The organism is Frigoribacterium sp. Leaf186 (assembly GCF_001423905.1).
Classification (GTDB): Bacteria; Actinomycetota; Actinomycetes; order Actinomycetales; family Microbacteriaceae; genus Frigoribacterium.
On sequence record NZ_LMPQ01000010.1, the window covers coordinates 561,957 to 586,195 of the forward strand.

At 65.3% G+C, this 24,239-nt stretch carries 24 protein-coding genes and 1 tRNA gene; 17 read left to right on the forward strand and 8 right to left on the reverse strand.

All coding sequences use genetic code 11. The features are described 5' to 3' along the window. The 4 genes from ASG05_RS09370 (at position 1) to lnt (ending at position 3,245) form a co-directional block, all read left to right on the forward strand. Positions 1–465 carry a DUF3093 domain-containing protein gene (locus tag ASG05_RS09370; RefSeq protein WP_056260048.1) on the forward strand — a complete coding sequence of 155 codons (465 nt, stop codon included), beginning with the start codon at positions 1–3 and terminating at the stop codon, positions 463–465. 1 nt (position 466) lies between these two features. Then, the gene (locus tag ASG05_RS09375) at positions 467–1,414 is read left to right on the forward strand and encodes a cytochrome c oxidase assembly protein (RefSeq protein WP_056260050.1); all 948 of its coding nucleotides are present in this window, start codon (positions 467–469) and stop codon (positions 1,412–1,414) included. Positions 1,415–1,482: 68 nt separating this feature from the next. Next, on the forward strand, positions 1,483–1,683 hold the full coding sequence (locus ASG05_RS09380) for a hypothetical protein (RefSeq protein ID WP_056260052.1): 201 nt from the start codon (positions 1,483–1,485) through the stop codon (positions 1,681–1,683). A gap of 35 nt (positions 1,684–1,718) precedes the next feature. Then, positions 1,719–3,245, forward strand: coding sequence for an apolipoprotein N-acyltransferase (lnt, locus tag ASG05_RS09385; RefSeq protein ID WP_157490156.1), 1,527 nt, complete (start codon positions 1,719–1,721; stop codon positions 3,243–3,245). Positions 3,246–3,325: 80 nt separating this feature from the next. Here lnt and ASG05_RS15875 read toward each other — a convergent pair whose 3' ends face one another. From ASG05_RS15875 to ASG05_RS09420, 6 genes are all read right to left on the reverse strand, one after another. Further along, entirely contained in the window at positions 3,326–4,084 is a 759-nt protein-coding gene (locus tag ASG05_RS15875; protein WP_082486592.1) for a DUF4396 domain-containing protein, read from the reverse strand. A gap of 129 nt (positions 4,085–4,213) precedes the next feature. Beyond that, positions 4,214–4,792 (reverse strand): DUF305 domain-containing protein, encoded by a 579-nt coding sequence (locus tag ASG05_RS09395; protein WP_056260058.1) that lies wholly within the window; start codon positions 4,790–4,792, stop codon positions 4,214–4,216. A 773-nt stretch (positions 4,793–5,565) separates the two neighbouring features. Beyond that, a complete protein-coding gene (locus tag ASG05_RS09405) occupies positions 5,566–6,054 on the reverse strand; it encodes a signal peptidase II (protein ID WP_162240644.1) in 489 nt (162 codons plus the stop codon). Positions 6,055–6,083: 29 nt separating this feature from the next. Beyond that, the gene (locus tag ASG05_RS09410; protein ID WP_056260062.1) at positions 6,084–6,692 is read right to left on the reverse strand and encodes a cadmium resistance transporter; all 609 of its coding nucleotides are present in this window, start codon (positions 6,690–6,692) and stop codon (positions 6,084–6,086) included. Next, entirely contained in the window at positions 6,689–7,021 is a 333-nt protein-coding gene (locus tag ASG05_RS09415; RefSeq protein ID WP_056260064.1) for a helix-turn-helix transcriptional regulator, read from the reverse strand. The genes ASG05_RS09410 and ASG05_RS09415 overlap by 4 nt, the downstream gene beginning before the upstream one ends. Before the next feature lie 88 nt (positions 7,022–7,109). Next, positions 7,110–7,679 (reverse strand): recombinase family protein, encoded by a 570-nt coding sequence (locus tag ASG05_RS09420; RefSeq protein WP_056260067.1) that lies wholly within the window; start codon positions 7,677–7,679, stop codon positions 7,110–7,112. Positions 7,680–7,990: 311 nt separating this feature from the next. On the opposite strand from ASG05_RS09420, the gene ASG05_RS09425 reads away from it, so the two are divergent. From ASG05_RS09425 to ASG05_RS16320, 8 genes are all read left to right on the forward strand, one after another. Next, on the forward strand, positions 7,991–10,090 hold the full coding sequence (locus tag ASG05_RS09425; protein ID WP_082486701.1) for a heavy metal translocating P-type ATPase: 2,100 nt from the start codon (positions 7,991–7,993) through the stop codon (positions 10,088–10,090). A 93-nt stretch (positions 10,091–10,183) separates the two neighbouring features. Continuing rightward, positions 10,184–10,645, forward strand: coding sequence for a hypothetical protein (locus tag ASG05_RS09430; protein ID WP_056260069.1), 462 nt, complete (start codon positions 10,184–10,186; stop codon positions 10,643–10,645). A gap of 87 nt (positions 10,646–10,732) precedes the next feature. Next, positions 10,733–11,314 (forward strand): DUF305 domain-containing protein, encoded by a 582-nt coding sequence (locus ASG05_RS09435; protein WP_056260071.1) that lies wholly within the window; start codon positions 10,733–10,735, stop codon positions 11,312–11,314. Between the two features lie 714 nt (positions 11,315–12,028). Beyond that, positions 12,029–12,370, forward strand: a complete 342-nt coding sequence (locus tag ASG05_RS16600) for a M23 family metallopeptidase (protein WP_223269462.1) — start codon at positions 12,029–12,031, stop codon at positions 12,368–12,370. Between the two features lies 1 nt (position 12,371). Further along, positions 12,372–13,655 (forward strand): peptidoglycan DD-metalloendopeptidase family protein, encoded by a 1,284-nt coding sequence (locus tag ASG05_RS09445; RefSeq protein WP_082486595.1) that lies wholly within the window; start codon positions 12,372–12,374, stop codon positions 13,653–13,655. Positions 13,656–13,694: 39 nt separating this feature from the next. Continuing rightward, positions 13,695–14,597: a F510_1955 family glycosylhydrolase gene (locus ASG05_RS09450; RefSeq protein WP_133739130.1), complete on the forward strand. Its 903-nt coding sequence runs from the start codon at positions 13,695–13,697 to the stop codon at positions 14,595–14,597. A 367-nt stretch (positions 14,598–14,964) separates the two neighbouring features. Then, positions 14,965–15,480 carry a hypothetical protein gene (locus ASG05_RS09455; protein ID WP_137846767.1) on the forward strand — a complete coding sequence of 172 codons (516 nt, stop codon included), beginning with the start codon at positions 14,965–14,967 and terminating at the stop codon, positions 15,478–15,480. A 556-nt stretch (positions 15,481–16,036) separates the two neighbouring features. Further along, on the forward strand, positions 16,037–16,588 hold the full coding sequence (locus tag ASG05_RS16320; protein ID WP_137846766.1) for a hypothetical protein: 552 nt from the start codon (positions 16,037–16,039) through the stop codon (positions 16,586–16,588). A gap of 23 nt (positions 16,589–16,611) precedes the next feature. Here the strand turns inward: ASG05_RS16320 and ASG05_RS17045 are convergent, their stop codons facing one another. Then, the gene (locus ASG05_RS17045) at positions 16,612–16,887 is read right to left on the reverse strand and encodes a helix-turn-helix transcriptional regulator (RefSeq protein ID WP_082486596.1); all 276 of its coding nucleotides are present in this window, start codon (positions 16,885–16,887) and stop codon (positions 16,612–16,614) included. A gap of 103 nt (positions 16,888–16,990) precedes the next feature. Here ASG05_RS17045 and ASG05_RS09475 point away from each other — a divergent pair, with 103 nt between their 5' ends. The 3 genes from ASG05_RS09475 (at position 16,991) to ASG05_RS09485 (ending at position 21,317) form a co-directional block, all read left to right on the forward strand. After that, the gene (locus tag ASG05_RS09475; RefSeq protein ID WP_056260082.1) at positions 16,991–17,959 is read left to right on the forward strand and encodes a hypothetical protein; all 969 of its coding nucleotides are present in this window, start codon (positions 16,991–16,993) and stop codon (positions 17,957–17,959) included. Positions 17,960–18,429: 470 nt separating this feature from the next. Then, the gene (locus ASG05_RS09480; RefSeq protein ID WP_157490157.1) at positions 18,430–19,416 is read left to right on the forward strand and encodes a hypothetical protein; all 987 of its coding nucleotides are present in this window, start codon (positions 18,430–18,432) and stop codon (positions 19,414–19,416) included. Continuing rightward, positions 19,413–21,317 (forward strand): hypothetical protein, encoded by a 1,905-nt coding sequence (locus ASG05_RS09485; RefSeq protein ID WP_056260086.1) that lies wholly within the window; start codon positions 19,413–19,415, stop codon positions 21,315–21,317. The genes ASG05_RS09480 and ASG05_RS09485 overlap by 4 nt, the downstream gene beginning before the upstream one ends. A gap of 271 nt (positions 21,318–21,588) precedes the next feature. Here the strand turns inward: ASG05_RS09485 and ASG05_RS09490 are convergent. Next, positions 21,589–21,679: transfer RNA gene (locus tag ASG05_RS09490), tRNA-Ser, on the reverse strand. 137 nt (positions 21,680–21,816) lie between these two features. On the opposite strand from ASG05_RS09490, the gene ASG05_RS09495 reads away from it, so the two are divergent. Both ASG05_RS09495 and radA read left to right on the forward strand, forming a co-directional pair. Continuing rightward, on the forward strand, positions 21,817–22,743 hold the full coding sequence (locus ASG05_RS09495; protein WP_082486597.1) for an SGNH/GDSL hydrolase family protein: 927 nt from the start codon (positions 21,817–21,819) through the stop codon (positions 22,741–22,743). A 9-nt stretch (positions 22,744–22,752) separates the two neighbouring features. Then, positions 22,753–24,117: a DNA repair protein RadA gene (gene radA / locus ASG05_RS09500; protein WP_056260088.1), complete on the forward strand. Its 1,365-nt coding sequence runs from the start codon at positions 22,753–22,755 to the stop codon at positions 24,115–24,117. Positions 24,118–24,239 lie beyond the last annotated feature (122 nt).

Genomic DNA, 24,239 nt, shown 5'->3' on the forward strand with positions numbered 1-24,239 from the left:
ATGACTTCCCTCCCTCTGCACCGCGAACGACTCACCCCCTCGCCGGCGTTTTACCTCGCGATCGTGCTCGTGATCCCCGCCACCTTCTTGGTGTTCCTGCCCATCAACGTCACCGCCGGGATCATCGTCGCGGCCGTGCTCTACCTCGGCTCTGTCGCAGCCTTCATCGGCACCTCGCCCGTCGTCCAGGTCACGCCAGATGGGTTCTTCGCCGGTCCCGCCCGCCTCACACCCGACGAGATCGGGACCATCACCACCTACACCGGCGGAGACGCCACACAACAACGCGGGCCCCGCTTGGACGCCCGGGCGTGGACGCTGTTCCGGGGGTGGGTGCATCCCGTGGTGAAGATCGAGCTTCTCGACGAGACAGACCCGGCACCGTACTGGCTTGTGTCCACCCGGCACCCCGACGAACTCGCGGCAGCCCTGGCCACGGTGACCCGCTCGAAGGAGGGCGCCTGAGATGCCGGCACTTGACCTCGCCGTTCTGCTGGGCTGGGCCCAGGGGCCGGTGTCCCCTGTCGCGATCGGCGCCGCCCTGTTGGCAGCCGGCTACGTGCTCCTATTTCGCCGGGCTCGACGCCGAGACCGGGCCCTTGCTCCTGGCCGGCGTGGCCCTGGTGTCGGACAGGCAGCGGTGTTCGTTCTGGGTTGCGTACTCATCGTCCTGGTCACCGCAACGGGGGTGCAGACCTACAGCCTGGAACTGTTCTCGGCGTTCATGTTCCAGCAGCTGACGCTGCTGATGATCGTGCCGCCGCTGCTCATCCTCGGACGACCAGGAACGGTGCTCCTGCGCGGCCTGCCCCGGCACGGCGTAGGACTTGTCGCACTTCGGGCAGCTGTCGGGTCGCTCAGATCGAGCTTCGCCCGTGCAGTCGTGAACCCGATCGCCGTGTTCCCTCTGCTGCTGGTTCCGCTGTTCGGGCTCTACCTGACCGGCGCCATCGACGCGCTCCTCGCCACGGAAGTGGGACGAGCGGCCCTGCAAATCGGCTTCGTCGCTGTGGGCGTGGTGATCATGGTTCCCCTGGTGTCCACAGACCCGCTGCCTCGACAGACGTCCTACGTCATTCGGGTCTTCGACGCGTTCCTCGAGATGCAGATCCACGCCGCCTTCGGCCTCACCCTCATCTTCAGCAGCAGCCCCCTCGTTGCAGCGTTCAGCTCCCCTTCCCCCAGCCTTGGCATTGATGCCCTCCGCGATCAGCAGCTCGCCGGTGCCCTGGTGTGGACGTACGGGGAACTCCCCGTCGTGGTGATCCTCCTCGTCAGCCTCGCCCGCTGGCAGCGACAGGACACCCGAAAAGCCGCAAGAGCGGCGAGGCGTGCCGACGTCGAAGGCGACACCGAACTCGACGACTACAACGCCTACCTCAGGAACATCAACCATGGCGGCCGAAATGACTAGGACACGTCGGCCACCGGCACGGGCCACAGGTCTCCCTCAGCCACCCGTCGCAACGAAGGACGCCACTCATGCCTGAATCGTTTTGGGGCTCAGCTATCTTCTCCGTCGTCCCGAGCCTGGTTGTGGGGCTCATCTTCTGGTTCGTCGTCCGGGCGCTCGTGCGCGCCGACCGCAACGAACGGCAGGCCTACGCCGCGATCGATAAAGAAGAACGCGAGCGGGCCGCGCACCAACGTGGCGACGCGCCAGAAAACCCCGACGGTACATGAGGCCGCCAGTTGAGGTATCGACGCCTCTCGCGGTCATGCCGCTGCCTGCTGCTTTCGCGGCCGCGGCAGCAGGTGGAGCCATTCTTGATGGCGCCTTTCCCGACAAGAACTGGTGGCCTTTAGCCTTCCTGGGGATCGGGGTGATCCTGGCGGCCCTCCCCGGACGACGCGCAGGGGCAGCGTTCGCTGTCGGGCTTGTCGCGGGCGTTTCGTTCTACGGTTTCCACATTCAGTGGGTAGCGCTCTTCCTCGGGCCCGTCCCGATTGCAGCGCTAGTTCTCTTGCAGGCGTTGCTGTTCGCGGCCGGATGCACGGCAATCACCCTGGCGTATCGGTGGCTCCCCCGGCTGTGGCCAGGCCCGTGGGGAGCCTGCCTCGGGGTCCCGGCCGTGGCGGCGGCAGTGTGGTGCGCGCGTGAGGCGGTGTCGAGCACCTGGCCGTACGGCGGGTTCTCCTGGGGCCGGGCCGCGATGTCACAATCCATCAGCCCTCTCCGAGAAGCCTTCGCGTGGCTAGGGATGTCTGGTGTCGGGTTCGTCATGGTCCTCGTTGTCGCGATGATTTTGCAGATCGTCAGCACCAGAGGACTGCGACACCCCAGCCGGTGGATTGCACCGGTGGCCGCCGCGACAGTGCTCGTGGGTCTGCCGGCGTGGCCGATCGCGCAGACAGGGACGATGCGGGTGGGCGCTGTGCAAGGGAATGGTCCAGCGGGCTACTTCGACGACAGCAACCCCGGGGACCTCACCCAGGCCCAAGTCGACGCCACCACGCCCCTTCTCGATGAACGTCTCGATGCTGTTCTCTGGCCCGAAGGTGCCACGGATCGAAGTCCCCTTACTGACGCCGACACCGCGGCAACATTTGACGCGATCGCTCGAGCGACGGCGGCGCCCCTCATCGGGTGGGCCATCACGGAACGTGACGGACGGACCTACAACACGGAGATCCAGTGGGAGCCAGGCCGTGGCCCTGTCGATTTCTACGACAAGAAGCACCCCGTCCCGTTCGGGGAGTATGTCCCCGACCGGGCGTTCTGGCGTTCCCTGGCACCTGACCTGGTCGACATGGTCGCTCGCGACTACACCCCAGGGACAACCGACCCCATCTTCGACATCTCCGGGGTCCCAGTGGGCATCAGCATTTGCTTCGACATCGTCGACGACGACGTACTCCGTCAGTCCGTCACTGAAGGGGCCCAGGTGCTGTTCTCGTCGTCCAACAACGCCGACTTCGGACGCTCCGACCAGAGCGCCCAACAGCTCGCCATCGCCCAGATTCGAGCCATCGAACTGGGGCGAAGCATCGTCAACATCTCCACCGTGGGGCGCAGCGCGGTAATCGCTCCCGACGGGTCAATCTCGAAGGAGTTGCCGTGGCACGCTTCTGGCGCCCTCATCGCTGATGTGCCGCTTGCAAACTCGGTAACACCCGCCGCACGCTGGGGTGGAGAAATCGAAACGGCTCTTGCCGTTCTGGGCTTTGGGTCACTTATCGGCGCGTTTCTCGTGCTCCACAGACCGCGCTTGACCTCGCGGAGCTGCCACAGAAACGTGCCCTAAACACACCAAGGTGTCTATCCGTGAGCAACGGTTGCGTTTCCTGTGACAGCTCCTGGTGGGCCGTCAGTTTCGTCCCGGAGTTATGAGGTGGCTGCCGCCCGTCGACGGAGGAGCGCTTTGACCATTGGGTAGGCGGTGACAAGTCCGAGGACCAAACCGACCTGCATGAGGAAAAAGAACCGGACGTCGGTAGGAGAAGGCATGAAGTTTCCGAAGTGCATGAAAAGCATCCATCCCCCCATTCCGATGTCGAATGCCAAAACGGTGAGGGTGGCGGTGATGAGCATGACGCCGATGTTTCTCTTCCTGGCTCCTCCGGAAGCACTGGAGCCAACGGCGTATTCGAAAACGAAGAGGAGGCTGATCGCTAGGGCGGCGATGACGATGATGAGTACCCAGAGGTTGGTGCCGGCAATGGTGAGGCCGCTAGCGACCACGAGTGGCACGCCAATGAAGTGACCGACAGTTGCTGCTGCTCCCCCAGGTGCGCTACCTGCAATCGTTTGTGCGGCCTCTTGGTCATCGCTCGGCCCTGAGTTCGGCCGCCCAGGGTTGGTTGTACCCCATCGGTCATAGGCCCAGATTGCAACTGGGCCCAAGAACAGAGCAGCTACCGGCCAGACGACGTTCATGGCTAAGTCTTGCTTTCGCTGGTGGCGCCCTCGGGTGATGATCTGCAGCAGCACAACGGCTGCGCTGATCACCCCGAGGCCAACGAAGAACCAGGAAACGGGTGTCACCCAGGCGGGGAAAAGGGGATCCATAGAGGACATGTCACCATTCATGACTAAAAGGTCTTTCTGTAAGGGGGTGAGGATTAGGGATGCCTCAAAGATCACGCGCCAAGGCACGGACAAATGAGGGCTTTGTCAAACCTGCACAAGTTCAACGAACCGCTTCTTGGAGGCTCGTAAGCCACGTATGCGGTCGCCATGTGAGTCGCCTAGTGCGCCGTATATCTGCCGGGTTCAACGAAAGCTGAGGAGGGCATCCATCTCCTCGAGCTGCGCCGTCTGGGACTCGACGATGTTCTTCGCCATCTCGACTGCGTCGGGGTTCTCCCCGCCGTCGACTTCCTGCTGCGCCATGTCCACTGCGCCCTTGTGGTGCTCGGTCATCTGCTCCAGGAACAGGCGTGACGCCTCAGCACCCTCGGCGTTGTCCAGGGCTGTCATGTCAGATTCGCTCATCATGCCGTCCATGGAGTGATCCATCGACGCGGACGTGTCCTGACCCCAGTCATCTAGCCATGTGGTGAGCTGGTCAATCTCGGGGCCTTGCTCGTCCTTGATGGTTTCCGCCAAAGCGAGAACGTCGGAGTCGACGGCGTCGCCCTTGGTGATGAACATGTCGCTCATCTCCACGGCCTGCTCGTGGTGCGGGAGCATCATCTGAGCGAAGGTGACGTCCTGGTTGTTGAAGACCGCTGACTCCGACGACGAAGAGCTATCGGATGAGGTATTGCCGGCAGTGTCGGCGCAGCCAGCCAACGTGAGGGCGCTGACGATGGCGGTGGCGCTGGTGAGCAGTGTTTTGGTGCGGTTCATAGTTGTCCCTTGGGGTGAGAAAAGTGACGACGCGGTGACGCGATCGCGGGTCTCATGCGGGGAGCGATCCTCAAGGGTCGTTTAGATGCGGAGAATGTTCAGCTGTGTCAAGTCTGGTGTCAGACGTGGGAGCGTGAAGGACGGGGCAATCGGGCGTGTGTTGAGGGTCTTGGACAGGGTGAACAACGCACGTGTCCGACGTCGCCAAGTTGCTGACCAAGCGAACAGGACGAGGACCATGAGGCAGGCCATGCCCATGATTGCGCAAAGCATCGCGCAGTCGTCCTGCATCGCAGAGGAAGCGACGGGGACAGCTTCTGCATAGGCAGTATGCGCGCTCTCGGTCTCGGTGTGATGGCCGGCCATGGAAGGAGGGCACCCCTCGGCAGGGCCCGCAAGCGTATGCATCAGGAATGCGCTACCGGTGAGCACAAGAATCAAGAGGACAGCCATGCCCAAACGCCCAAGACCCAGCGGGGGTCGGGCGTGGGTGGCGGGCATGCGATCTCCTGAGGTTAGGTCGTTCGCGAGTTTACAAGTCGTGTGCTTCCTGCTTTGGGAAACCTGGAAGCGTTGAAAGTCTTGGTGGCAGTCTCCGGGGTTCGCCTGGCCCTGGCCCTGGCGGCATTTGGCACCTGGCACAAGGGGAGGTTCCCGATCGGTACAGCGACGCCTGGATGCTAAGGCTGACGCATAGTCGCGACCACACCTCGCCCGGTGACTCGTGCTGCTCTTCGCGCATTGCAGATGGTCACCGTGTGCTCGCCTGCCTCTTAGACCGTCGGAGGCGTGCCAGACGCTCGATGAGAGGTGGGCTTTGAACCAGACACAGCGGATACGAGGGCAAAGCTGATGAGACCGACCGTGGTGAAGATGTCCGCGACATTGAAGATGGCAAACCAGTCGATCGCAATGAAATCGACGACCTCACCGGACAATGGGCCTCTGTCCGCTCGCGAGATGCGGTCCCAAAGGTTGCCCATGGCTCCGCCGAGAACGACGGCGAGAAGGAACGTCGCAAACGTCCCTCTTCCCTTCACTGCCCGAACAATGACCCAGGCGGCGAGGGCCGCAACGATCGCGATGATGCCAACTGTCAGGGCTGGGCCGAACTCGCCCCCGAGACCAAACGCGACACCGGGGTTGAACACGAGCCGGAGACTTGCGCCGAGTCCTAAATCGATTTGACGTTCTGCGCCGAGATACGACAGCGCCCACGCCTTCGACACCTGATCAAGAACGAACGCAGCCGCAGCGATCACGGCTGCACCGGCGACCCGCCCCCCGGCCGTCACGACAAGGCCTCGACGAGCCGAATAAGCACGCCGGAGTCGATCAGGATGTAAAGCCCGAGGCCGATGAACACTGCAGGCACGAGCCAGTGCTCGACTCTTTCGAGCAGCTCACTGACGGTTTTGCTCGTTCCGATGAACCGAGCGATGAGGCACCATACCGCCACCAGGACAAGGAACACGATGATTGTGACGACGGTGTCCTGCACAGGATTTGTCCGGAACACGGGCGTGTAGAGCGAGATGTTGTCGGCACCGTTGGCGATTGTGATGCCGGCGACTCCTAGGAGACCAACTGCGGAAATTGCGTCATTGTCGTCGTCATCATCGCCTCGGCGCCGAAGGGTGCGACCGAGACCGTAGATGCCGATGGCGAGTGGAATGAGGCCGAGGAATCCGACCCATTTATCCGGAACGATGGTGAGCCCGGCGGCGGCCACCACGCTGATGGCGACGAGGGTCACGAACCCGGCGTATTGGCCGGCAACGACCTTCCACGCGGGCAGAGAGCCTCGTGCCGAGGCAACGAAGAGAACGGTCAGGACGACGATGTCGTCGATGTTGGTGGCCGCGAAAAGACCGACCGCAGCGACGATGGTGCCGATCATCGGGTCTGGCTTCCGTAAGTCGTGCACAAGTCGACCTTGTGCCCGGTAGAGGCAAGGAGCTGCTGGGCGGATTCGAGGACGTCAAGGACTTCCGGCGTGGCCACTGAGTAGAAGTTCTGCCGCCCCTCGGCGCGAGCGGTGACAAGGCCGCAGTCTCGAAGACAGGCGACATGCTCAGAAACAGTGGACTGGGCTAACCCGAGTTCGTCAGTGAGATCCCGGACACGCGCTTCGCTTTGGCCGAGTCGGCGCAGGATGAGCAAACGGCTCGGGTCAGCCAGCGAATGGAACAGCGAGACCGCTGCAGCTAGTTCTTCTATGATCGGCACAAGCCGATGATATCCCTTGCCGTCGATGTGCTTTTACTGTCTCGATAGACGATGGTTCACCGGGAATTGGGCCAGATCGCGTGGCGAGCTACTGCTGGTCGGCGCGTTGCAGAGCCCGGTAGACCGTCGAACGAGCGACGTCGAAGAGAGCCGCAATCTCACTCGTGGTGTGCGCGCCGGCTCGGTAGAGGTCGACCATGTGCTTCTCCTGCGACAGGTTCAGCTTGGGCTTCCGTCCACGGAGCTTGCCTGCGGCCTTCGCGATCGCCATGCCCTCGCGGGTCCGAGACCGAATGAGGTCGGCTTCGAACTCGGCAACCATGCCGAGCACGTTAAAGAGCAGCCGGCCGACGGGGTCGGTCGGGTCATGCACGGCTCCCCCGAGGTTGAGCGCGACGCCCTTCGTTGTGAGCTCGTCAGCAATGTCGGTCGCGTCTCGCAGCGACCGCGCGAGGCGGTCGAGCTTCGTCACGACGAGAGTGTCCCCCTGACGGCACGCGGCCAATGCCTCTCGGAGACCCGGGCGCGCCCGGTTGGTTCCGGTCATGCCGTGATCGACGTAGATGTCCCGATCGGCGACACCAAGGGCGAGCAGGCCGTCACGCTGCGCTGCGACGTCCTGTCCAGAGGTCGAGACGCGGGCGTATCCGATGAGCATGGCGTCACTGTAGCGAATAAGGCACCTTCACCGGGCTTATTTGCGGACCGGTCTAATGGGAACGTGATTCTCACGTGATTCCAGGGTCGGGACACTCAACCCAAAGGGCCAGAGGGTGTCCCGGTGAACGACCGTCTAACGAGACGGTCGCTCACCGGTGCATTCATCAATTGCTCGCCCATCACGAATCGAACCTAGTAAAACGGGAATATACCCTGGGGGGGTATATGGTTGGGTCCGGTGATGGCCATGCAAATGGCATGGTGGTAGGCCGCGAGTGCCCATCTGTGGGCACGCAGGGAGGCACGCTCATGGCGCAGTCCAAACACCAGCACACTCACGGCACTCTCGAGGCCAACGATGCAGGTTCCGAGGAGTCGGGGCACACCTCCGGTCATGACCACGGCTCAGGTCATGGTGGGCACGGCGACCATGTGGCGCAGTTCCGCCGACTGTTCTGGATCATGCTCGTCATCGCAGTCCCAGTCGTGGGGTTCTCGAGCATGTTCTCGATGCTCTTGGGCTATGGCCTCCCCGACGCAGGTTGGGTTCCCTGGGTCTCGCCGCTCCTGGGAGCCGTGATGTACGTGTGGGGCGGGAAGCCGTTCCTCGTCGGGGCAGTGTCGGAGCTGCGGGCACGGAAACCGGGGATGATGCTCCTCATCGGGTTGGCGATCACGGTGGCGTTCATCGCATCCCTTGGGGCAAGCCTGTCGCTTCTGGATGCGGCGCTCGATTTCTGGTGGGAGCTGGCGCTCCTGATCGTGATCATGCTCCTGGGTCACTGGGTCGAGATGCGCTCCCTTGCCCAGACCACGTCAGCCCTTGACTCTCTCGCCGCCCTCCTCCCCGACGAAGCCGAACGTGTCACTGGGGACACCACCGAAACCGTGCCGCCGGAATCTCTTGTCGTAGGGGATGTGATCGTCGTCCGTCCTGGGGGCCGAGTGCCCGCTGACGGGGTCATCACGGACGGATCGGCGAGCATGGATGAGTCGATGATCACCGGGGAATCTCGCCCCGTTCGCCGGGCGGCTGGCGACCAGGTCATCGCGGGAACCGTGGCCACCGATTCCGGTATCCGAGTCACCGTCGCCGCAGTCGGGCACGACACCGCCCTGGCCGGCATTCAACGCCTCGTCACAGACGCACAGAACTCTTCCTCCCGCGCGCAGAGGATCGCCGACACCGCGGCGGGCTGGTTGTTCTGGTTAGCCCTGGGTGCGGGAATCATCACCGCGATCGTGTGGAGCTTGGTGGGACAACCCGACGAGGCCGTCATTCGGACGATCACCGTGCTGGTGATCGCGTGCCCTCACGCGTTGGGATTGGCGATTCCCCTGGTCGTGTCGATCGCGACCGAGCGCGCCGCCCGGGGCGGGGTACTCGTCAAGGACCGCCTGGCGTTGGAGAGCATGCGGACCGTCAGCGTTGTCCTGTTCGACAAGACCGGCACCCTGACCCGAGGCACCCCGGCCGTGACCGCCATCGAACCTGTTGGCACGATGTCCGCGGACGAACTCCTCGCCCTCGCGGCGTCCGCGGAGAACGATTCCGAGCATCCCCTCGCGAAAGCGATCGTGACTGCCGCCCGCGAACGACACCTGGCCCTGGCGCCGGCAACTGACTTCACCTCCTCCCCCGCGGTCGGTGTCAGCGCCACGGTGACCGGCCGGCACGTGCAGGTGGGTGGCCCTGCCCTGCTGACCCAGGAACACGGGACCGAACTTGAGATCGCGAACACGTGGCGGGAGGACGGTTCGATCATTCTGCACATCGTGATCGACGGGCATGTGGCGGGCGCGCTTGCGCTGGCTGATGAGGTGCGCCCGGAGTCCCGCGACGCGATCGACGCGCTAAAAGCGCTCGGTGTGGAGCCGGTGATGATCACCGGCGACGCCGACGCTGTCGCCTCGACCGTTGCCCGGGAGCTGGGCATCAGCCGGTACTTCGCCGGCGTCCGCCCCGAGGACAAATCCTCCAAGGTCAAACAGCTCCAGACGGAGGGTCACAAAGTGGCGATGGTGGGTGACGGGGTGAACGATGCCCCGGCCCTCGCGCAGGCCGACGTCGGGATTGCAATCGGTGCGGGAACAGACGTCGCCATTGCCTCCGCAGGGGTGATCCTGGCCTCGGATGACCCACGGTCGGTGCTGTCCGTCATCGAACTGTCCCGCAGCAGCTATCGGAAGATGACCCAGAACCTCTGGTGGGCTGCTGGCTACAACTTGCTCTCCGTGCCTCTCGCTGCCGGGGTGCTCGCCCCTGTCGGGTTCATCCTCCCCATGTCGATCGGCGCGCTCCTGATGTCGGTGTCCACGATCGTTGTCGCCCTCAATGCTCAACTGCTTCGACGCTTGGATCTCAGCCCCAAAGCGAGCGTCGAGACGGTCCTGCACCGCCACCGCTGACCGGCGTCTCACCCCAGCTCGCGACGCCCGGAACCCACTGGGTGCACTCGTCTTCGACTTGTACACTCTGACCGACTACACCAAAGGAGAGTCATGACCGGCCACCCGACGCGCATCCCTACGGGGTTGGGGCGTCTGGCGACCGCGGTGGTGCTGATTCTTCTTCTGGTCGGTAGTGCCCTGTTAATGCACACGCTCGCCGGTCACACCGGAACCCACACGGCCACCACAACCGCCAGTCACGAACACGACGCCGCAACAGCCCACGACACCACCGCGACCACCACGGCGTTCTCGGCTGCGCCTGCGGGCACAGGCGACGTCACCGTGGCGGGCGCTGATGATTGCGGCGGGCTCTGCGCGATGCTCTGCGCGATCATGGGCATGGCCTGCCTGATGGTGTTGATCGTGTCCACCTGGGCGCTCCTGCGACGCCGGGGAGCCCGCGCCTTGTTCATCCTGTCTAAGACCCTGGGCGCGATGCCGGCACTGCCGACAATCACCGTCCTGCGCCCTGCTCCGAATCTGGCGCAGCTCAGCATTCTCCGCGTCTAAACCTGCCCCTTGGGGACCAGCTCCCCGATACGAGACCCGCGGCCGTTCAGCGTGCCGCACACTTTCTCACCCCAAGGGACACACACCATGAACCGCACCAAAACTTTCTTCGTTGGCGCCACCGCCGTCATCGCCGCGCTGGCCCTCGCTGGCTGCGCCGACACTTCCACCTCCGACACGTCCTCGGGATCGTCCGCTGCCTCTGAGGCGGCGGTGTTCAACGACCAGGACGTCATGTTCGCCCAGATGATGCTGCCCCACCACGAGCAGGCCGTCGAGATGAGCGACACCCTCATCAGCAAGGGCGACACCGTCGACTCCGACGTCCTCGCGCTGGCAGAAACCATCAAGGACGAGCAGGGGCCTGAGATCGATCAGCTCACCACGTGGCTGGGTGACTGGGGTCAGGACACGTCTGCGTCGATGGATCACTCCATGGACGGCATGATGAGCGAATCCGACATGACCTCCCTCGAGGATGCCTCGGGCACGGAGGCGTCACGCCTGTTCTTGGAGCAGATGACCGAGCACCACAAGGGCGCCGTGGACATGGCGCAGCAGGAAGTCGACGGCGGGGAAAACCCCGACGCAGTCGAGATGGCGAAGAACATCGTCGAATCTCAGACGGCACAGATCGACCAGATGGACAGCCTTCTCAGCTCCCTCTGACCCTTCCACGGGGCGAGGCACCCAGCCGGTGCCTTGCCCCTGGGCGGTGCCCTGTGCCCGCGCACCCGTCGTACTTCTCACACCATCGAAAGCTTCCTGGTGCCCCAAAATCTTTCTGCCCCCGTGCCTCCTGCCGCCCTCACTCGCCGGGAAGCGCTCGCCCGCGAACGCACCGCCGGCCCCTCCTCCTCACCGTCGGCCCCCCGCCGACGCACCTACCAAGCAGCAGAACCGCTCCCATCCACCGCCCGAACCAAGCTTCGAGCAACACTTCCCGGAGCAGCACCTCGAGCCCGGCCGTGGGCTGTGGAGCAGCTCCCCGAGAGCGCCTGGTCGGTACCGGCTCGTCCCCGCAAGCTCCGCACCCTGGGTCCTGTTATCGGGGCGCTGGCGGTGGCGATGTTCTTCACCGCAAACACGACCCCGGCTACTGCCTCTGATCTGGCGGGCGGGGCCACCCCGACGAGTGTTGTTGCCCCGATCAGTGGACAATCCCTTGCCGCCTCCGTGGTGGCATTGTCCGTTGACGGTCGAGACGGCTACGCCGTGACCGAGCAAGCACTCGCCACCACACAAAGTGCTACCTCGGGAGGTGCCGGAGCAGCAGCCCAGGTCAATACCGGGACCGGGGACATTCGGTGGCCCTTCCCTGGGGTAACCCCCCTCAGCTCGGACTTCGGGCCCCGGGCGCGGCCGTGCGGTGCGTGTTCGGCCATGCACGAGGGAATCGACATGGTCCCGGGCAAGAACACCCCCATCGGGGCGATCGCTGCCGGCACCGTTCGTGTGTCGGGGATGGGCGGGGCGTACGGGCAGTACGCCATCATCGACCACCAGATCGATGGCCAGACCGTCAGCAGCCTCTACGCCCACATGGTCCTCGGTTCCAGCCCCCTGCGGGTCGGAGACCGTGTCAATGTCGGGGACCTGGTGGGCCGGGTAGGCAACAGCGGGGTCAGCACCGGTGCGCACCTGCACCTGAGCATCTTGCTTGGCGGCACACTTCAGATCGACCCGCAGCTGTGGCTCGAAACCAACGCCGGCCGGGTGCTCTGACATGACGCCCGCACAACAGCCACCCGGTCGTGGCCACATCATCCGTCCCTTCCGGGTGAGGCTCGTTCTGGGGAGCATCACGGTGGTGGCGATGGTTGTTGCCGTCCTCACCCCGGTGGGGCAGGCGTCCGCAGTTGAGTACCCGACGTGGGCCGAGGTCGAAGCAGCTCGTGCCTCCGAAACGGAAGGCCAGGCCCTCGTGGCGCAGATCACGACGCAGATCGCAGAACTCGACTCCGCGGCCACTGCCAGCGCTGAGCTCGCTCTGACCCGTGGCGCCGAGTACGAGGAAGCAGACGCTCAGTTCCTCGACGCGGCGTACCAAGCAGACACACTCCAGGAGCAGGCCCGCACAGCCGAGGCCACCGCCACCCAGTCTCGAGACCGGGCAGCTCAGATCATCGCGTCGCAAGCACGCAGCGGCGGCCAGGACTTGACCAGCACCCTGCTCACCGGCGCCCAGGACCCGGACGATTTTCTCTCTCAGCTGGGGTTTGCCGACAAGCTCGCTGAAACAAGCCAAGGCATCTACGTCGACGCAAGCCAGGATCAGAACATCGCTCAGGGCCTCGGCGATCAGGCGGCCCTCGCCCGGGACGCCCGCGACGCTCTCCGCCAGGAAGCCGATGACGCCCGCCGGGACGCCGAGGCTGCCTCCGCGGCAGCCGATGAGGCACTGGCAGTGCAAGTCGACAAGCAAGCTGAGCTGCAAGCGCAGCTTGCCGTGCTCACGGATCAGCGTGCCGCGACCGAGCAGGACTTCGCCGCCGGCGAAGCTGCCCGCGCCGCAGAACGGGCACGCATCCAGGCGGAAGCAGCCGCCCGGGCTGCCGCTGCGGCCGCGGCTGCAACGTCTGCCGGTCAAGTAGCCGGGAGCGGATGGGCCAACCCCACCACCGGTCGAATGGTCAGCGCCTACGGGTACCGAATTCACCCCATTCAACGGGTCTGGAAGTTGCACTCCGGGATCGACATCGCTGGGGGATGCGGGGTACCGATCTACGCCGCTTCGGCCGGCACCGTGGCCTACTCAGGGGTCTACGGCAGCTACGGCAACTGGATCCTCCTCGAACACGCTAACGGCATTCAGACCGGCTACGCCCACATCGAAAACGGTGGGCTGCTCGTCAGCCGCGGCCAGCGGGTCGAAGCCGGGCAACTGATCGCTCGTGCCGGTTCGACAGGCGGGTCCACCGGCTGCCATCTGCACTACGAAGTGCGACCAGGAGGTACCTCCACGGACCCCGCGCCCTTCATGTCCGCCCGCGGCATTCGACTCGGCTGACCGCCCGCCCGACAGGAAATCACCATCACCACGTCACACATGCGCCCCACGAAAGCCCTCGCCGGACTCGCCGCTACGACTGCAGTGATCCTCGGCATGGCCGCGTGCACGAACGCCACCACCGCCCCTCCGACGGCTGACGCATCCCTGGAACACGTCCACGCGTTTGCTCACGTGGACAACTCCCCCGTTGTCCTCGTGGGCACACACACCGGCCTGTGGAAGTTCGCCCTGACCGCGGTCGACCCTGATCGCCCCCGAGAGGCACCGTTGATCCCGGTCGGTGACGACCGGTTCGACGTCATGGGGCTCACGACCACGCCGCAAGACGTACTCATCGCCTCAGGCCACCCCGCAGTCACCGCTCCGACGACAGCGCCGTCCAACCGGGGGCTGCTTCGCAGTGAGGACTCGGGGACAACGTGGCAGACCATCAGCCTGGAGGGCAAAGCCGACTTTCACGACCTGACGACGGCCGCCGATAGCGTCCTTGGGCTGAACTCGACCACCCAGGCCATCCTTCGGAGCGACGATGACGGTGCGACCTGGACAACGGAAGCAACAACAACGGCCCTGTCACTGGCCGTCGACTCGGCCAACCCCGAGATCCTTTGGGCCGCAGGTCCCGATGGTCTGGAACGCAGCACCGACCGCGGCGCCACCCTGACCCCTAGCCCCGAGGCGCCGCCACTTGTGCACGTCGCCTCATCTGCATATTCGATCGCTGGCGCAACCATTGACGGCACCGTATGGTCTCTCGATCCAGGGAGCGCAACCTGGTCACAGGTCGGACAGCTCGAAGGCCAACCGCAAGCCTTCGACATCATCGACATAGGCGACAAGACCGTTCAATTCGCCGTCGATGATCGAGCCATTGTCGTCAGTCACGACAACGGCCGCACCTGGACCCCCGTGCCTTTGACGCTCAAGCAGAACGAGTAGAGAAGCGGCTTAGCGATCGTCAACCGGACGATCGCCAACCTCGACCATTTCCTCAGAGCTGCACTGATCCGACTGTCGCAGATAGGTGGTCCGAAACAGATTCCGGTGACGGGCCCCTATGTGACACTGCCGAAATGACCTCGTCGCCCCTCCTCGAATGCGCCTGTTCGCCGATCGTCGCTCCCTACCTCACAGCCCCGCATGACGCCCAGGCAGGTCTTGGAGGGTCGGCCCAGCCGATGCAGAAAAGCGAGGGCGGGCCAGGAAGAAACCTGGCCACCCGGTCGGCTCCTGGGCACCTATCGCCAGTCAAGCCGTTGACGGTCACCCCGTTAGCATCGGTGCCCGCCTCCCTCGGAGCTGATGCATGATCGAGCGCCCCTCTCCCGAACACCGTGCCCGAGTACGCGCCACCAGCCTCGATCGAGAGCACCTGGTCGCGATGGGCGAGGTCGCGTACTGGTCTGCTCGATTGGAGCGCACGCTGGCGTTCACAGTCATGGCCCTCGTCAGCGACGATGACCGCGAGACAAACGAAATAGGAATTGTGGTGACTCGGGGAGCCTCCTTCAGCGGCCTGCTCGAGTTGGGCGCAAAGCTCGTGAAGCTGCACCGCTTCGAGGGGCAGGTCCGCGACATGTTCACGCGATTGTCCGCCGACTCGAGGGTTGCGATGGAGAGCCGGAACCACCTGCTGCACGGGGCGTGGACCACACCGGGTAAAGGACCAGCTTCGGCGAGCCGGGTCAGGGCCAAAGGGACGGTGGACCGCCCATTGACCGTGGCACAGGTGGAAGACGTCGCCTATGACCTGGCAGTGCTCGCAGAACAGCTATTCATGCTGTTTCTCGTCATCGAAGGCGCAGTCGACTACGAGGAGTGATCACCTTGGGCCGATGCTCTGCGAAGGGTTCTGGGCTCACCGCGCCACCCCCCGAGTGGCAATCAATCGGGATGCCTCGGACCGATCGGCACGAGGTTCGAAGCGGCCCTCAGTGAGCCTTCTGCGACAGTTCCAGCGACGATTGCAAGCCCGATCTGCGCGTACGCGGCCATCAGCGTGCCGACACGGTGCCGAGCATCTCGCTCGAGGCGCTCACCCTCCGCCGCAAAGCTCCGATCCGTGACGAAGCACTGCAACTGGTCGTACACGTGGTCCCACCGGACAGCGACCCGAGCGCGGCGCGATCCGTCAACCGCCTCGAAGTGGAGAGACCCGAAGGGCCTCCCGTCCCTCATTCCCAGATCGACTCCAACAAGTCGCCAGCCTGGAGCCTCGCGCGAGACATCCGCCCCCCACACGACCACGCGCGGCGGGCTCGCGCCTAATCCGACAATCGCGTGTTGCCCTCCAGCCTGCTCGCCCTCGGCCACCCCGCCACCTTCTAACTTTTCGTGATCCTGGACCCTTCGCATGGATGGTGGTAATAGTAATGACCATGAATGCAAGCAAACAAGCGAAGCCGACCTCGGGGCAGCGCAAGGCCTTCGGCATCATCACCATTCAAGGGCTAGTCCTGGACCTGAGCGACTCGCTCCTAGCCCGGCCAAGCAGCAGCGTCACATGGAGAGCTCATCCTGCCGGCCCACTCTCGGGCCTCACAGCAGCCACAGATGAGCACGAGGCGTCGATCAGCTGGGCACCGACGTCGGACGTGCTCCGCGAGACGAGTACCGAAGATGCCCCCGACGAGCTCTTGGCCCATGTGCGACAGACCTATCTGACCTATCTCGAGCTGTGCCTCAGGCTCGGCGAGTTCCAACTCGAGGCAACTCCGGTCACTGACGCCGCAGAGAACATCACCGGAACGTCACTTCGAGCCCGGCTGGTAGAGCGAGGAGCAGTCTGGCTCGACGAACTTCCCACTGCCGACCAGCAACGGTTCGCACCAATCCCCAGGGCCGACGAGGTGACCATGGTGGACGTTCCCGACAGAGCCTCGCCGCAGACAGCCCCCGGGGGCGGGCAAAGGCCTGATGAATCGACATGACCGAGACCGCCACGTTGGAACGATCAGCTGTGGCGCGGCCAGAGGGATACGCCGAGCCCCCGCTCGAGCTTCGCGATCGTTTCGAGGTCCGGCCACACCTGGCCCGCAAGGACGCTCAGCAGGGTCGTATGGGTGACACCTGAAGCTTCGGCTACCGACCGGATGCTGCGACTGCCGACGGCCTGACGAAGGTTCTGCGCGAATCTGCGAGCCACTTCCCCGATCGGGTCGTTCGAGCGAACGTCTGGCCACGGGGACGGGGCCAACGCGGCTGGTTTCGCGCGCGCAGTTCTACCCATGCCGCAAGGCTAGGCGCGCCAGCTCGCACGCACGGCCGCCCCGTCGAACGTATCACAAATTGGTCATTGTAATGACCACCTTCGAGCTTGGAGATGAGCGCTGGTGAGCGATGAAGCTGACGAACGCCGCGAACGGCAGCTCGACGCGGTGAGGCGCATGGCCGAGAGGGAGCCTGAGGTGCCGGCTGCGGCTCATTACCAGTACACGCCGAAGATGCCTGCTGATCAGTGGGCCGCCATCCGCCCCTACGTGCAGCGCGTCGTCCGAGAAACAGCCCACAGAACGCCGTACTCCGAGAAGGAGCTCTACCCGGCCGTTTCCCGTCTCGCTTTATTCGCCTGGGCGACAGCGAGCGTTCCCCTCGAAGATGACAACGTCTTCGACCCGCGGTTCATCAACCGCTTCGTGCAACATCACCTCGGGCAGTACAGCAGGGCCGGCAAGAACACCCTGCGCGCTCGGTTGAGACGCACGTCGGAGGCGCTCCTGGGCGACGAAGCTGCGGGTACATTCCGGGCCCTGGGCAAGGCTGAGGCGTCACGTCCGTACACCCCGAGCGAGGTGGCTTCGTTGTTGTCGTGGGCCGGTAGCCAGCACGACGAGGAACGGACGACCAGCGCCGGCGCACTCCTCGCGCTCGGACTCGGGGCAGGACTGACGGGGCGGGAGATCATCGATCTAGAACTCGTGGACATCACCTCAGATAGTCGGGGCGTCATGGTGCGCGTGTCGGGTGACGATGCGAGAGACGTCCCGGTTCTTGCCCAGTGGGCCCCCCTCCTGCAGTGCCGAACGGCGTCCAAGGCAGCCTCCCGGTGGGCATTCCGGAGCGGTCAGCGAGGCGGGAACATCAATCTCGTCACTGACTTCGTCAGTCGGAATCCGCGCCCCACGGTCGAGCTGCAGTCCCGACGCATGCGAGCGACCTGGATCGTGGAACACCTCCGGCGGGGGACGCCCCTCGACCTATTGCTGGAGGTCGCCGGCTTGCAGTCAGCCGAAGCGCTCGACCGGCTCTTGCCCTACGTCGCCAGAGCGGACGACGACCCCCGGCGGGACTCACTTCGGTGATAGCTACCACCCCGGCGCGAGCCGAGGCTGCGGCCATGACGTCCGTATAGGGACAGGACGATCACTTCCCGCGTCGGCCAGGTTCCCTCAGACGCCCAAATGGCGACGGGCATTTGCCACGTCTTCCAGACGCATCACGACCTCACCCCTGAGCAGACGCCCCAGCCGCTCAGGACTCTGCCCAGAGGCAGCCGCGTACGTCCCGACCGAGCGGAACCGTCTCGCTATCTCGACTCGGATGCTGCACGCCAGCCGATGCTGAATGCGTGCAGCACCCCACTGGTCGAGCTGGCCTGACGAGAACGACACCGCCGAGACCCACTGAGCTTCGGGGTCGCGACCGAAGCGGCCTGGCTCACGTAGGTAGGAGCGCGGCTCGAAACGTGGATCAGGCACCTCCGCAGTCTAGATGTGCGCTGAAAGCGCACCAGACCGCGTGATGGCCTTGTCTTGTCGCATGTCCATCTCTCGTGACCACCCCTGACGAGACACAACCTCCGACCTCCCCCTCTTCCCAACTCGAGCGTGCCGTAGCACACTTTGGTCAATCTAATGACCACGCCACGCTGGAGCTTCAGGAGGCGATCTTGCGCTACCACCCGCGCCGTATCGCCCCGACCAAGTGGTTGCCTGTGCGGGACTTCACGCTCGCGTGCATCCTCGACGCCAAACCCCACGACATGCTCTACACGAGGATCCTCTTGACCTTCGCGAGTCGGTACGTCGTGTGGGCGTTCCACGACGCCGGTGCGGAGCTGCGCCGCGATGACCTCTTCTACCCGTCCATGATCTACCGCTTCGCCCGCACCTACCCCAGTGCCAAGACGCAGCAGCTTGCCGAGACCAGACTCCTGAACCTCGCTGAAGCGCTCGGTTACGAACCGTCTCCTCACCGCCTCAACAAGCAGAGCCGGGAGATACGACCCTTCTCGCACGCCGAGCTTCCCGCTTTCGAGAGCTGGGCCGCGTCGAGGTCCACCGACCGAGCCCGCCGGGATTCTTACGGGCTTCTCGCGCTTGCCGGTGGTGCAGGCCTCGGCGCAACCGAGATCGCCGCGGTCCGTGGCCGCGACTTGACGCGCACTCCGGCTGGCTGGGTCGTCCGTGTGACCGGAAAGGCGCCGCGAAGCATCCCCATCCGTGTCGGGTGGGATTCGTACGCAGACATCGCCTTCGAGGGACTCGGCGACGATGACTACGCGGTCATCCCCCACCGCAAGGAGTCCTCCCGGGAGATCGCGCTCATGCACTACGGCGCCCGATACGACGGTCCTGCTATTCGCCGCCTCCGCATCACCTGGATCGTGGACCAGATCAACGTTTTGCCCCTGGCGAGCATCGTCTACGCGGCTGGCTTCAAGAACGTCTCGTCCCTCCTTCGCTACGCGCCCTTGGCCAAGGTCATGCCCGAGGTTGAGCTTCACACGCTTCTCCGCTCAACGGGAGCGACTCAGTGACCGGCAAGCCCTCGTTCCACGACGAGGAGTTCTTCAACGGCATCTACACAGCCGACCGGATCGTCAGCGGGTCGACCAAGACCACCAGGTTCCGCGGCGCCGACGCCCGTGAGTGGATGACCTTCCTCCGTTCATCGGGCGTCATCGAGCTCCTCGCGACCTGGCGCGCGGAGGACCGCGAGAAGAAAGCCCCGGGCGGTGTCAAACCGAAGATCGACGACCTGGCCATCCTGACCGTGGTGATGATGCTCCTATCGGAGCAGTCCATGATCTTCGTGCGCGAGATGGGCCGCGTCTTCGAACACCGTCTCGACGATGAAGCCCGTCGCGAGCTCGGCATCGCTCACCTGTACGACAACGACAAGCCCAACGACTGGTACTTCCTGGCATGGCGGGCGATGCACCGCATCATCGACCTCTGGGATGCCTGGCCGGCGCCCCGCCGCCTGCTCACCCGCGACGAGCGGAGCAGCCTTGACGCGCTCCGGGACAAGAACATCGAACGCCGGGCACACGAGCGCAGCATGACCTTCACGAACACGCTGCTGGAAGCCACGGCCCAGAACCTGCCTCGAGCCGTGCGACGTCAGCGTCTCGCGCTCTCCGTCGACCAGACAGTGCTGCGTGCACCGAGCCAGAAGAACCGTTGGCCGCGGGAGAACGGCGTCGAGCAGCCCATGTTCATCGCGGGCACGGACAAGGAACAGCCGAAGTACGCGATGGAACTCGAAGCTGACCTCTACCCGATCGACAAGGGAGAGAAGGAACGCGTCTTCAGCAAGCACACCAAGGAGAACGGCAAGGCGAGCGTCAAGCAGGCACGGAGCCGGTGGCTGCTCGCCTACACGGCTAACCTCATCATCGACGTCAACGAGGACCCGACAGGTGACCCCACCGAAGCACCGCAGCTGATCCGCGGGGCGAGCCTGACGACGCCCAACAAGGGCATCGGCTTCCACACCGTCGAGCTCGTGAAGAACATCCAGGAACGCGGCTACGACATCGCGCGCCTGTCGTCCGACCTTGGGTACTCCGCGGGTCTCACGATGGAGGACTTCCACCGTCCGATGAGAGAGCTCGGCGTCGGCCTCGTCTTCGACTACAACCGCGCGAACCAGACCGGTGTGCGGGGCCAGGTCGGCGGAGCCAAGCTCGTCGAAGGCGGTCAGTTCTGCCCCGGTACACCGAAGCGGCTCCTCGATGCAACGGTGCGGCGCAACAACAAGGAGATCGACAACGTCGAGTGGTCCCAGCAGATCGACGAGCGTGACGCATACCGACTTCACAAGAAGGAGGGTCCCGACGCCAACGGCAACGTGAAGATGCGCTGCCCAGCCCTCGGCCCGAGTGCGACGGCCGAGTGCCCGCTCCGCAAGCTCGACAAGCGTGCATCGCCTGACAAGGAACGCCGGCAGGTGCTGCGCGCCAACGTCCCCAAGCAGACAGACAAGGTCTGCTGCCAGACCTCGATCACGGTGCGCCCGGAGGACGGCGAGAAGATGAACCAGATGCTGCCTTATGGCAGCAAGGAGTGGTCCAAGACCTACCGCCGCGACCGCAACAGCATCGAGAGCTTCAACGCCTTCATCAAGACCGGTCCCGAGCGCATCGCCGACTCCAGCGCACGGCGCCTGCGCGGTCTCGCCGCTCAGCAGTTCCTTCTCGCCATGCTCACGACGGCCGCGAACATCCGCAAGATCGTCACCTTCCTCGCCGCCAAGCACCGAGCGCCGAAGGACCGCGACCGCCGCGTCGCGAAGGGCCTGACGCCGGTGCCTGCACAGCGCACCCGCCGTCGTGATGCCGAAGGCATGAGCAACTACCGCGCCGACTACGTTCGGCCCGAACTGTCCCCGTTCCCGACGAGTGGACCCGCTGTCGATCCGCCTCCGCGAACGTAGGCCCACGCCCGTTCCAAGACACGACACGCGAGCTTCCTGCTCTCCCCCAACGCTCACGAGTCAATTCGGCGCGCCCAGACGGGCGGGCCGCTTCGTCGTTTAAGCCGACTGTGCAGCCGGTGGCCCCGAAGGAGCTGCCAAGAGATCCCGAACCCCTCGCCGGGAAGCGATTCTCGGCCCTCAAACGGAAGAAAGCCCCCGAACTACTCGGGGGCTTTCTTCTTGGGCTGCGTTCCGCAAACGGATTCCGATTGATGCGCAAACAACCCTCTGGCGGTACCGGTGGGATTTGAACCCACGGTGGAGTTAACCCCCACACATGTTTTCGAGACATGATCCTTCGGCCGCTCGGACACGGTACCGAGGACAAGTTTAGTACATCCGGCGGCAGGGACGAAACCGGGCGATTCGTCGCCCACAGGCGCGCGCCTCCTCGGGGTTGTGCACAGGGCGCACAGACGCCCGGCACGGGCATCGGAGCCCGGCGTAACCTCGGCCCATGCCCTCACGCCACACCGTCCTCGCCTTCGTCTCGGGCGTCGGCGTCACCCTCGCCTCCACGGCCGCCGCCGGCGCCGGCGTCACCCGCTTCATGCAGCGCCGCAACGCAGCCGCCTCCGAACTGAACGCGCTGCTGCCCGTCCACTCCGCCTGGTGGCGCGACCGCTTCGACCGCAAGGGCAAGCTGCTCTACGTTGCGATGGGCGACTCCGCCGCCCAGGGCATCGGTGCCTCGAGCCCGGCCCGCAGCTACGTCGGCCGCATCTCGGCCTCGATCCGCCGCCAGAGCCACACCTCGCTGCGCGTCGTCAACCTCAGCGTCAGCGGCTCGACCACCTGGCTCTGCCGAAAGGACCAGCTGCCGAAGTTCGAGAAGTACGAACCCGACGTCGTCACCGTCGCCATCGGCGCCAACGACATCATCCAGTTCAACCCCGAGTCGTTCGAGAAGAACCTCCGCGTCATCTACGGCGCCCTGCCCTCGCATGCCATCGTCGGCGACCTGCCCGCCATGTGGATTCCCGACCGCGAGAAGAAGCTCGTCGAGGCCAACGCCATCGTCCGCCGCGTCGCCGGCGAGTTCGGTCTCACCGTCGCCCCGCTCTACGAGACCACCCGCAAGCAGGGCTTCTTCCGCACGTACCGCAACTCGGCCGGAGACCTCTTCCACCCGAACGACCGCGGCTACCGCGTCTGGGCCTCGGCCTTCGCACCCGCCATCACCGCCCGCCTCGCCCGCATCGCCGCCGACGAAGCCGCCACCGCTCACGAAGCCCGCGAAGCCGAAGCGGTCGCCGCGCACAGCGCCGCCGCGTCCGCCGCCCCGGCTGCTGGCAGCAGCAGCGACACCTCGAAGGCAGACACCGCAGGAGGCGCGACCACGTCCCCGACAGGCGCCCCGTCGGATGTCGGAGGCGCCTCCTAGGCTGACAGCATGGCTCGCCCCACCACTCCCCCGTTCCGCTGCACCGAGTGCGGGTGGACGTCGCTCAAGTGGGCCGGCCGCTGCGGCGAGTGCCAGCAGTGGGGCACCGTCGTCGACGTCACCTCGGCCCTCGTCAGCGCCCGTGGCACCGCCTCGGTCCGCGTCGACGGCGACCGGGTCGCGCGACCCATCACCCAGGTCGAGGCCAACAGCGTCGCCTACTGGCCGAGCGGCATCGCCGAGTTCGACCGCGTGCTCGGCGGCGGCATCGTCCCGGGCGCGGCCATCCTGCTCAGCGGCGAACCCGGCGTCGGCAAGTCGACCCTGCTGCTCGAAGTCGCCTCTCGCGCCGCCGCCACCGGCGCCCGCGTCCTCTACGTCACCGCCGAAGAGAGCGCCTCGCAGGTGCGCCTCCGCGCCCAACGCACCGGCGCCATGCACGACAACCTCTTCCTCGCCGCCGAGGTCGACCTCTCGGTCATCCTCGGCCAGATCGACCAGGTCGACCCCCAACTCGTCATCGTCGACTCGGTTCAGACCGTCTCGTCCTCGACCATCGACGGCATCGCCGGCGGCACCTCCCAGGTGCGCGAGGTCGCCTCGACCCTCATCCGCGTCAGCAAAGACCGCAACCTGCCCGTGCTGCTCGTCGGCCACGTCACCAAAGACGGCACCATCGCCGGGCCCCGCCTGCTCGAACACCTCGTCGACGTCGTCTGCCAGTTCGAGGGCGACCGCCAGACCGCGCTCCGCTTCATCCGCGCCCACAAGAACCGCTTCGGCCCCACCGACGAGGTCGGCTGCTTCGAGATGACCGGCGACGGCATCGCCGAGGTCGCCGACCCCAGCGGCCTCTTCATGTCACGCAACGGCACCCCCGTCAGCGGCACCTGCATCACCGTCGCCATGGAAGGCCGCCGCGCCCTGCCCGTCGAGGTCCAGGCGCTCATCGTCGCCAGCTCGACGCCCCAGCCCCGCCGCGTCGTCAACGGCGTCGACTCGTCGCGCGTCGCCATGCTGCTCGCCGTGCTCGAACGCCGCGCCGGCATCCGCCTCGGCGACGCCGACGTCTACGTCAGCACCGTAGGCGGCATCAAGATCACCGAACCCGGCGCCGACCTCGCCATCGCGCTCGCCCTCGCCAGCGCCAGCCGCGAGAAGCCCTTCCCCCAGACCATGGCCGCCGTCGGCGAGATCAGCCTCGCCGGCGAGATCCGACCCGTCTCCTCGCCCAAGCAGCGCGCCTCCGAAGCCCGACGCCTCGGCTTCACCCAGCTCGTCGACGCCGAAGCGGGCAACCTGCGCGAAGCGCTCCGCCGGGCGTTCAGCGCCGCCGGCTCCGAACGCGACCGCGAGCTCGACCGGGCCTTCTAGGCCGAAGCGACCCGCGCCTCCTGAGCCAGGGCTGGGGTCGGGGCCGGGCGCACGGTCTGGCACGGACGACACCGGGCGCGAGTGGGCAGAAGATGCTCCTCCCTCGTACCCGACGAGCACCT

Coding starts and splice junctions, on each gene's coding strand:
- ASG05_RS16320 (WP_137846766.1), top strand. CDS start 16,037: ATGAATGCAAGCAAACAAGCGAAGCCGACCTCGGGGCAGCGCAAGGCC.
- ASG05_RS09435 (WP_056260071.1), top strand. CDS start 10,733: ATGAACCGCACCAAAACTTTCTTCGTTGGCGCCACCGCCGTCATCGCC.
- ASG05_RS09430 (WP_056260069.1), top strand. CDS start 10,184: ATGACCGGCCACCCGACGCGCATCCCTACGGGGTTGGGGCGTCTGGCG.
- ASG05_RS09495 (WP_082486597.1), top strand. CDS start 21,817: ATGCCCTCACGCCACACCGTCCTCGCCTTCGTCTCGGGCGTCGGCGTC.
- ASG05_RS09375 (WP_056260050.1), top strand. CDS start 467: ATGCCGGCACTTGACCTCGCCGTTCTGCTGGGCTGGGCCCAGGGGCCG.
- ASG05_RS09450 (WP_133739130.1), top strand. CDS start 13,695: ATGCGCCCCACGAAAGCCCTCGCCGGACTCGCCGCTACGACTGCAGTG.
- ASG05_RS09445 (WP_082486595.1), top strand. CDS start 12,372: ATGACGCCCGCACAACAGCCACCCGGTCGTGGCCACATCATCCGTCCC.
- ASG05_RS09425 (WP_082486701.1), top strand. CDS start 7,991: ATGGCGCAGTCCAAACACCAGCACACTCACGGCACTCTCGAGGCCAAC.
- ASG05_RS16600 (WP_223269462.1), top strand. CDS start 12,029: ATGCACGAGGGAATCGACATGGTCCCGGGCAAGAACACCCCCATCGGG.
- radA (WP_056260088.1), top strand. CDS start 22,753: ATGGCTCGCCCCACCACTCCCCCGTTCCGCTGCACCGAGTGCGGGTGG.
- ASG05_RS09420 (WP_056260067.1), bottom strand. CDS start 7,679: ATGCTCATCGGATACGCCCGCGTCTCGACCTCTGGACAGGACGTCGCA.
- ASG05_RS09410 (WP_056260062.1), bottom strand. CDS start 6,692: ATGATCGGCACCATCGTCGCTGCGGTCGGTCTTTTCGCGGCCACCAAC.
- ASG05_RS09395 (WP_056260058.1), bottom strand. CDS start 4,792: ATGAACCGCACCAAAACACTGCTCACCAGCGCCACCGCCATCGTCAGC.
- ASG05_RS09455 (WP_137846767.1), top strand. CDS start 14,965: ATGATCGAGCGCCCCTCTCCCGAACACCGTGCCCGAGTACGCGCCACC.
- ASG05_RS17045 (WP_082486596.1), bottom strand. CDS start 16,887: ATGGGTAGAACTGCGCGCGCGAAACCAGCCGCGTTGGCCCCGTCCCCG.
- ASG05_RS09370 (WP_056260048.1), top strand. CDS start 1: ATGACTTCCCTCCCTCTGCACCGCGAACGACTCACCCCCTCGCCGGCG.
- ASG05_RS09380 (WP_056260052.1), top strand. CDS start 1,483: ATGCCTGAATCGTTTTGGGGCTCAGCTATCTTCTCCGTCGTCCCGAGC.
- lnt (WP_157490156.1), top strand. CDS start 1,719: ATGCCGCTGCCTGCTGCTTTCGCGGCCGCGGCAGCAGGTGGAGCCATT.